The sequence below is a fragment of the uncultured Allobaculum sp. genome (genome assembly GCF_948576815.1).
GTDB classification, from domain to species: Bacteria; Bacillota_I; Bacilli_A; order Erysipelotrichales; family Erysipelotrichaceae; genus Allobaculum; species Allobaculum fili.
On record NZ_CAPAEZ010000104.1, the window covers coordinates 1 to 6,392 of the forward strand.

Below are 6,392 nucleotides of genomic sequence, written 5' to 3' on the forward strand. Positions count from 1 at the left end.
ACTAGAAAGGCAAGGCACTGCTCACTTGTGAAGCTTAAGTGAACAGCATTGGGAAGATTCCGAATTTGGAATTTTGAATGCCGGACGTTGAATTGCTTCCGTTTTCCGAGCGTTTGTGCGGTTTGAAAAGCGCCAAAAAAACAGACCCTGAGGATTTCAGGGTCTGCACGAAGATCCGCAAACGACTCGGCGTCTTTGATAAGATCGCCTGTCTATGGCGCGGATTCAAAAGTCAAAGGAGAAAAAGACGCTTATTTAACAGGGTAGCGAAGCATTTCGAGAACGCTCTTGGCGCCGTCGAGGGCAGGTTCCGGGATGTCCTGCAGAGTGACTACGGATTTGGCTTCGCGGTTAATGGCGGCTACGCCGTATACGGTGTTGTAGTCGTTGAGCAGTACGCGGGTCTGCTTCTGATCGGCATCGTAGGATTCGACTTCCAGATAGCCGTCGTCTTCGAGCTGGGAAGCGCTGGTTTCGTAGGTCTGAGACGCTTCGGTTTCGTTTTCGAAGTTCTGGCCTTCAACCTGGAAGGAACCGTTGTCGTTTTCGGCGGTAAAGGTCGTCTTGTCGCCTTCGGTTACGACATCGCTGACGCTGTAGCCGGCGTTCGAGAAGGCCATGCTGATGTCTTCAAGAGAAGCAGCAGACGTTTCCGTTTTGGATTCCTTGGATTCTTCAACGGAAGATACAGGTTCGGAAGCCGAAGATTCGGTTTTTGTTTCCGGAGCGGAAGAGCATCCCGCAATCATTAACGCAGACAGCAGCGCGAGCGCTGTAAGTGATCTTGTTTTCATATTACCTCCATATTAGGCAGTACATTCTGCCCGGAATTAGGCAGTACATTCTGCCCGGACCTGGAACGAAGGGACATGTCTTTTTGCAAGTGTAAAACTTGAAGGGCTGTTCGACTGGTTCAGGTACATCTTTCTTTACTTTCATTTAATAGTAGAGGAAGCGTTTTCCCGGCTTTGATGACCGCCTTTTCTTACAACGTCAAATCGCATACTCTTCTGCCTACGCGATTTCCTTTAAAAAATCGTGATTTTTCGACAGGATTGAAAAACTATACATCCGGTCCCCGGTTTGAATCGATTCGTTTTAAAATAGAGAAAGAATTACAGCTGAAAACAGAGTGAGGAGGATTATCAATGCTTCGAATTGGAATGCTTACGAGCGGAGGAGACTGCCAGGCGCTGAACGCCACAATGCGTGCCATCTACCTTTCCGCCATGAACAACGCTAAGGAACCCGTAGAGTTTTACGGATTCGAAGACGGCTATAAAGGCCTGATGTACAACCGCTACCGCATGCTGACGAGTGCCGATTTCAACGACATCCTGACACGCGGCGGAACCATTCTCGGTACGAGCCGGGTGCCGTTCAAGGATCTCGACAAGCCGGATGAAAACGGCAATAACAAAGTCAAGCTCATGAAGCAAACGTATCATGTGCTCGAACTCGACTGCCTGATCGTTTTAGGCGGCAACGGCTCTTTAAAAACCGCCAACCGTCTTTCCCAGGAAGGTCTGAATGTCATCGGCATGCCGAAGACGATCGACAACGATCTCTGGGGCACCGACATGACGTTCGGTTTCCAGTCCGCGGTCGATATTGCGACCCGCGCGATCGATGAAATTCACACGACTGCTTCGAGTCATGGCCGCGTATTTATCGTCGAAATCATGGGCCACAAAACCGGATGGCTGCCGCTCAACGCCGGACTGGCCGGCGGCGCCGATATCATTCTGCTTCCGGAAATCCCCTACGATCTGAACGTCGTTCTCGATGTCGTTAAGAAAAAGAAAACGAATAACCACGGCCGCTTCATGATTCTCGCCGTTGCCGAAGGCGCGATTTCGATCGAAGACAAGAAGCTGTCCAAGAAGGAATACCAGAAGCGCCTGCAGAGCTACACGTTCCCGTCCGTTTCCTACAAACTGGCCGCAGAAATTGAAGAAGCCACCGGCAAGGAAGTCCGCGTAACCATTCCAGGTCATACCCAGCGCGGCGGCATGCCGGACGCCTACGACCGCGTTTTCGCCAGCCGTCTGGGCGCTGAGGGCGGACGCATGGCCTGCCAGGGTGAATACGGCTTCATGGTCGCCTATCGCAACCGCGAAATCGTCAAAGTGCCGCTTGCCGAAATCGCCGGCAAGCTCAAGCTCGTCGATCCCGATTCCAGCATCATTCAGGAAGCCAGAATGCTTGGCATTTCGTTTGGCGATAAATAGCGGCGTGTTCTCTTTCAGTCAAGCCGTACGCTATATTCCCCTGTCCCGGCTAAACTGAAGGTATACGAAGAAACAGGAGAGGTGTTGATCCTCCAGGAGGTACCCCTATGTCAAAATTCAACGAAGTTAAAAACGAAGCGCTCAATCTGCGCAGCGATGCCCGCAAAGCACTGCTCATCGATCTTCTGCGCGCGGAAGAAAATCATGTAGCCAATTCCATGATTCCTCTGGAAGCCGATCATCGCGCTGCCATGAAAAAAGAAGAAGACGACCGTCTGTTCGGTATCGCCATGGCTTCTGCCGCCGTTGCCGCGCTGACCGGCGCCGCAGTGATCCTTGCTGTGAAGGGCAAACGCAAACTGGAAGAAGAAGCCAGAAAAGCGAAACTCCAGCTTGAGCAGGAGAAAAAGGACATGATCCGCAAGCTTGCGCAGGTCAAGGGCCGTCACTAAGCGCTGACCGGATTATCCTGAACATATCCTTCTGAACGTTCTATAAACCCGATTCTAAAATCGATTCAACACACAAAGGCTGCCTTACGACGAAGAGGTTTCTTCGAAGGAAGGCAGCCTTTTGCATGCATTTCTTAAGTTTAAACATCGGGCTTTGCATCATCCGGTTCGAGATTCTCGATCCGGATTTCCCCGACTGGTTTTCCGGCGCTTCTTATTCTTCGCCTGCAGGATCTGTCGTTCGCATCCACACCACATGACGGGTGTGATAGCTGCCGTCTTCCTGTTCATCGAGAACCTGGCGGGAATACTGGTTTCGATCAAAATCCGGAAAATACGTGTCGGCTTCAAAGTCCGCATCGATTTCCGTCAGGATCAGGCGCGAACAGTACGGCAGAAAGGCGCGATAAATCGAAGCCCCGCCAATCACAAAAGCGTCAGGCTGTTCAAATACCGTACCGTGATCCAGTGCTATGGATTCGGGTGCATGTATATTCTGCTTTTTATACGCGTCCAGCCACTTCAGGCAGTCTTCGACTGTGGAAAAGGTCAGCACGCCTTCGCGATTGATTTCATGGGACGTGAGCACAAGATGAAGACGGCCGGGAAGCAGTCCAGGCAGCGACTTCCACGTGTTGCAGCCCATGATGACCGGGCGCTTCATTGTCACCTTACGGAAAAACTTCAGATCCTGTTTAAGGCCGCGCTTCCAGGGCATATCGCCCTTCCAGCCGATTTCGCCGTTTCTGCCCACTGCGGCGATGGCGTCAAGGCGGATCACTGGGTAATGGGCATCCGCAGTTTTCCCATGTGCTGATACCCTTCCAGATGCACGTCCTTCAGTTCTTTCGAACTGTCAAAGTCGTAAAAGTTTTTCACTTCCGGGTTGAGCCAGAGCTTCGGTGCCGGCAGCGGCTCATTCGTGTGCCAGCGCTGCAGAAGTTCCTGCATCTGCTCCAGCTGATTGACGTAAATGTGCGCGTCCTTAATCGACCAGGCCAGGCGTCCGACTTTCAGTCCGCACACCTGAGCCATCATGCACATCAGTACCGCATACTGCGTAACGTTAAACGGCAGACCCAGACCGACGTCGCACGAGCGCTGATGGACGAGTACATTAAGCGTTCCATCGGTAATGTCCCATTCGCTGCTCCAGACGCAGCTGGGCAGAACCGCCGTATCGAGTTCCGCATCCTGCCATAAAGACATGACCCGGCGCCGGTCTTCCGGATGGTTTTTAAGCGAATCGATCAGCTTGTCGATCAGATGGTACTTGCGAACGATGTAGCCGTACGCCGTACCGATCGTATGCGCCATGGACGGATCGAAATGCTTGAGCACCCGGCCGGTATTTACTTCCAGCCAGTCGCCGTTTTCATCGATTTCCCATTCGTCCCAGATGTGCACATTGCGCTCCTGAAGCCAGCGCACATCGTTGCTCTGCGCCTGATAAATCCATAACATTTCCAGAACCGCCTGCCGTAAAAACAGCTGCTTGACGGTCAGGATCGGAAATTCTTCGCCGACATTCAGCGTGAAGTGGGCAAACGGAATTTTTTTCGTATCCACGCCTGTACGGTTGGAAACGATCGTTCCTTCGCTGAGAATCGTCTCGCAAAGGCCGCAGTAAATTTCATCCCATTTAGACATTCCCTTTCCCCTTTCTCTGCTGGTTTTCTTCTTTGCCGCCTGCAGCGGCAGTTTCCCTGCCCTGCGCAGGCGTATCGGCTTCTGGATTTGCCGGCATTTCTGGGGCGCGCAACGAAGTGTACGTCGATGCCGGGAGCACTTCGAGGCGGCCGGTCTGTTCTGGAAGAACGTCCTGTTCCAGATAGCGGGCAATGCCGTGTTCATCGTTGGTCCAGGGCAGAACCACATCCGCGATCGCCTTGACCGGCGGCGTGGCATTGCCCATCGCGATGCCGACTCCGGCTTTCTGAAGCATTTCAATATCGTTGCTTTCATCGCCAAAAGCGATGACGTTTTCTTCGTTCAGACCATAATGTTCGCAAATGCGGTCCAGGCCGAATCCCTTATTGATTTTCGGATCGACGTATTCGTAAAGAACGTCCGCGGTGGGAAAGCTCACTACCCCTTCAAACGGATGCGCTGCTGCGATTTCCTTAATGCGCGGCTGATCTTCGGCGCGGCTGCGAATGACCAGCTTGTCCACATCGTGATGTTCCAGAAACTCCTTGAGATCGACAATAATTTCCTCTTCGCCAAACTGCTCGGCAATGGCGAGCGTTTCCGGTGTGGAAAATTCCACATAGCGGCGGTTGCCGATCATCGGTTCAAAATGAATGCCGGGGATTTCCCGGAAAATTTCACAGATCTGCCAGACCAGTTTGCCGTCGAGATGCGCGAAGGTCTGTTTTTCTTTTGTGCGCATGTCGTAAATGGCACCGCCGTTCATGCCGACTAAAAAACTGATCGAATTTTCAATGCCCCACTGGCGGCTGAGAATGACGCCGCTTTCGACCGGGCGTCCGGAAATAATCCCAAACAGGATTCCGTATTCTTTCAGGCGGTTTACGGCCTGACGGGTTTTCTCATCGAGCTTCTTTTGCGAATTGAGCAGCGTGCCGTCGACATCGACCGCAATCAGCGTTACGGGTTTCATAAGCCTCCTCCTTTTTCAGGCGCTTTGCCGCCTGATCTGTCGCTGGGCTTTTCGCAGAATATGCCTTTTCGAAAAGCCGTTTTGTTTTTCGGATTTATAAAGCTTAACCGGCGAGAGCGGCTTTTTCTTCCAGACGCTTTGCGGAAAGGTCAAGCAGTGTCTGGATCTGTTCTCTTGTCATTTCGTCTTCGACCAGCTGTTCATTGACCATACGGTCCAGCTGTTCACGCCAGAATCCCTGTTCCAGCACGATACGGCACGAAACTGGGAAGTTCAGATCAGGAATGAAGCCGAGAAAGGACATCCAGAAATCGAGATTGGTAATCCGGCTCGAACGATCAACGCTTCGTCCCTCGACGAGCGCCTCGTAAACGGCGGGCGTGATCGTCTGCGTTTTGAGAGCGGATAAAGGGGCGCCGGTCGTATCCATGGGATCTTCCTTTGCGCTGACCCGGAAAATGTCCACTTTGTCGGCGTCCCGCAAAATCTGATCGAGAACGCGCTGAAAGCCGGTATCCATATCGGGAATGGAAAGCTTGTTATGAACGGAAACGGCCTGAATGACCATTTCTTTTTCCTGATTGGACAGCTCGTTTAAGAAATCTTCCTGTGCGAGAATTTCAGCGCCTAAAGCGGCATGATCGACGCTTTTCGCATCCATGAACGTATGAAAGCGGCGCACCTGTTCAAAGCGGCCGATGTCATGAAACAGCGCTCCCAGATGGGCGAGCTTCTTTTCTTCTTCACTCAGGTTCAGATTTTCGGCAATCTGATCCGCGGCTGAAACGACTTTCCACGTATGGATGATTTTCAGACGAATCTGTGAATCCTCCGGATTGTAGTTCTGCACGTACTCAGTAAAACGCTCTTCTTCACGCATGGTTCTTCTTCCCTTCCTGACGGACGATCCGTCAAACCGATTTTGTTTCTTGCGCCGGTTTGCGCATGCCTATTTTATAACATGCGGCCAGAAATGGGCCGAATCAGCCAATCTGGGTCAGATTTGCATCGGTGTTCGTTTTTTCGTTTCGCCCAATGCTGTTCACTTAAGCTTCACAAGTGAGCAGTGCCTTGCCTTTCTAGTTT

Annotated in this window: 7 protein-coding genes; 2 read left to right on the forward strand and 5 right to left on the reverse strand. The window is 51.9% G+C overall.

Translation table 11 applies throughout. From position 1 onward, the window contains the following. Nucleotides 1–251: 251 nt before the first annotated feature. Nucleotides 252–794, reverse strand: a complete 543-nt coding sequence (locus Q2J39_RS10320; RefSeq protein ID WP_288340597.1) for a hypothetical protein — start codon at nucleotides 792–794, stop codon at nucleotides 252–254. 354 nt (nucleotides 795–1,148) lie between these two features. Here Q2J39_RS10320 and Q2J39_RS10325 point away from each other — a divergent pair, with 354 nt between their 5' ends. Further along, complete coding sequence (locus Q2J39_RS10325; protein WP_230268454.1) at nucleotides 1,149–2,231, forward strand: 6-phosphofructokinase; 1,083 nt, start codon at nucleotides 1,149–1,151, stop codon at nucleotides 2,229–2,231. A 107-nt stretch (nucleotides 2,232–2,338) separates the two neighbouring features. Continuing rightward, complete coding sequence (locus Q2J39_RS10330) at nucleotides 2,339–2,683, forward strand: hypothetical protein (protein WP_230268455.1); 345 nt, start codon at nucleotides 2,339–2,341, stop codon at nucleotides 2,681–2,683. Nucleotides 2,684–2,897: 214 nt separating this feature from the next. Here the strand turns inward: Q2J39_RS10330 and Q2J39_RS10335 are convergent, their stop codons facing one another. From Q2J39_RS10335 to Q2J39_RS10350, 4 genes are all read right to left on the reverse strand, one after another. Continuing rightward, a complete protein-coding gene (locus tag Q2J39_RS10335) occupies nucleotides 2,898–3,464 on the reverse strand; it encodes a dihydrofolate reductase (RefSeq protein ID WP_288340600.1) in 567 nt (188 codons plus the stop codon). Continuing rightward, complete coding sequence (gene thyA / locus Q2J39_RS10340) at nucleotides 3,461–4,333, reverse strand: thymidylate synthase (RefSeq protein ID WP_288340602.1); 873 nt, start codon at nucleotides 4,331–4,333, stop codon at nucleotides 3,461–3,463. The genes Q2J39_RS10335 and thyA overlap by 4 nt, the downstream gene beginning before the upstream one ends. After that, on the reverse strand, nucleotides 4,326–5,306 hold the full coding sequence (locus Q2J39_RS10345) for a Cof-type HAD-IIB family hydrolase (protein ID WP_230268461.1): 981 nt from the start codon (nucleotides 5,304–5,306) through the stop codon (nucleotides 4,326–4,328). Before Q2J39_RS10345 ends, thyA begins: the two co-directional genes overlap by 8 nt. A 103-nt stretch (nucleotides 5,307–5,409) precedes the next feature. Then, entirely contained in the window at nucleotides 5,410–6,186 is a 777-nt protein-coding gene (locus Q2J39_RS10350) for an HD domain-containing protein (RefSeq protein ID WP_230268460.1), read from the reverse strand. Between the last annotated feature and the right edge of the window lie 206 nt (nucleotides 6,187–6,392).

Coding starts and splice junctions, on each gene's coding strand:
- Q2J39_RS10320 (WP_288340597.1), bottom strand. CDS start 794: ATGAAAACAAGATCACTTACAGCGCTCGCGCTGCTGTCTGCGTTAATG.
- Q2J39_RS10325 (WP_230268454.1), top strand. CDS start 1,149: ATGCTTCGAATTGGAATGCTTACGAGCGGAGGAGACTGCCAGGCGCTG.
- Q2J39_RS10330 (WP_230268455.1), top strand. CDS start 2,339: ATGTCAAAATTCAACGAAGTTAAAAACGAAGCGCTCAATCTGCGCAGC.
- thyA (WP_288340602.1), bottom strand. CDS start 4,333: ATGTCTAAATGGGATGAAATTTACTGCGGCCTTTGCGAGACGATTCTC.
- Q2J39_RS10345 (WP_230268461.1), bottom strand. CDS start 5,306: ATGAAACCCGTAACGCTGATTGCGGTCGATGTCGACGGCACGCTGCTC.
- Q2J39_RS10350 (WP_230268460.1), bottom strand. CDS start 6,186: ATGCGTGAAGAAGAGCGTTTTACTGAGTACGTGCAGAACTACAATCCG.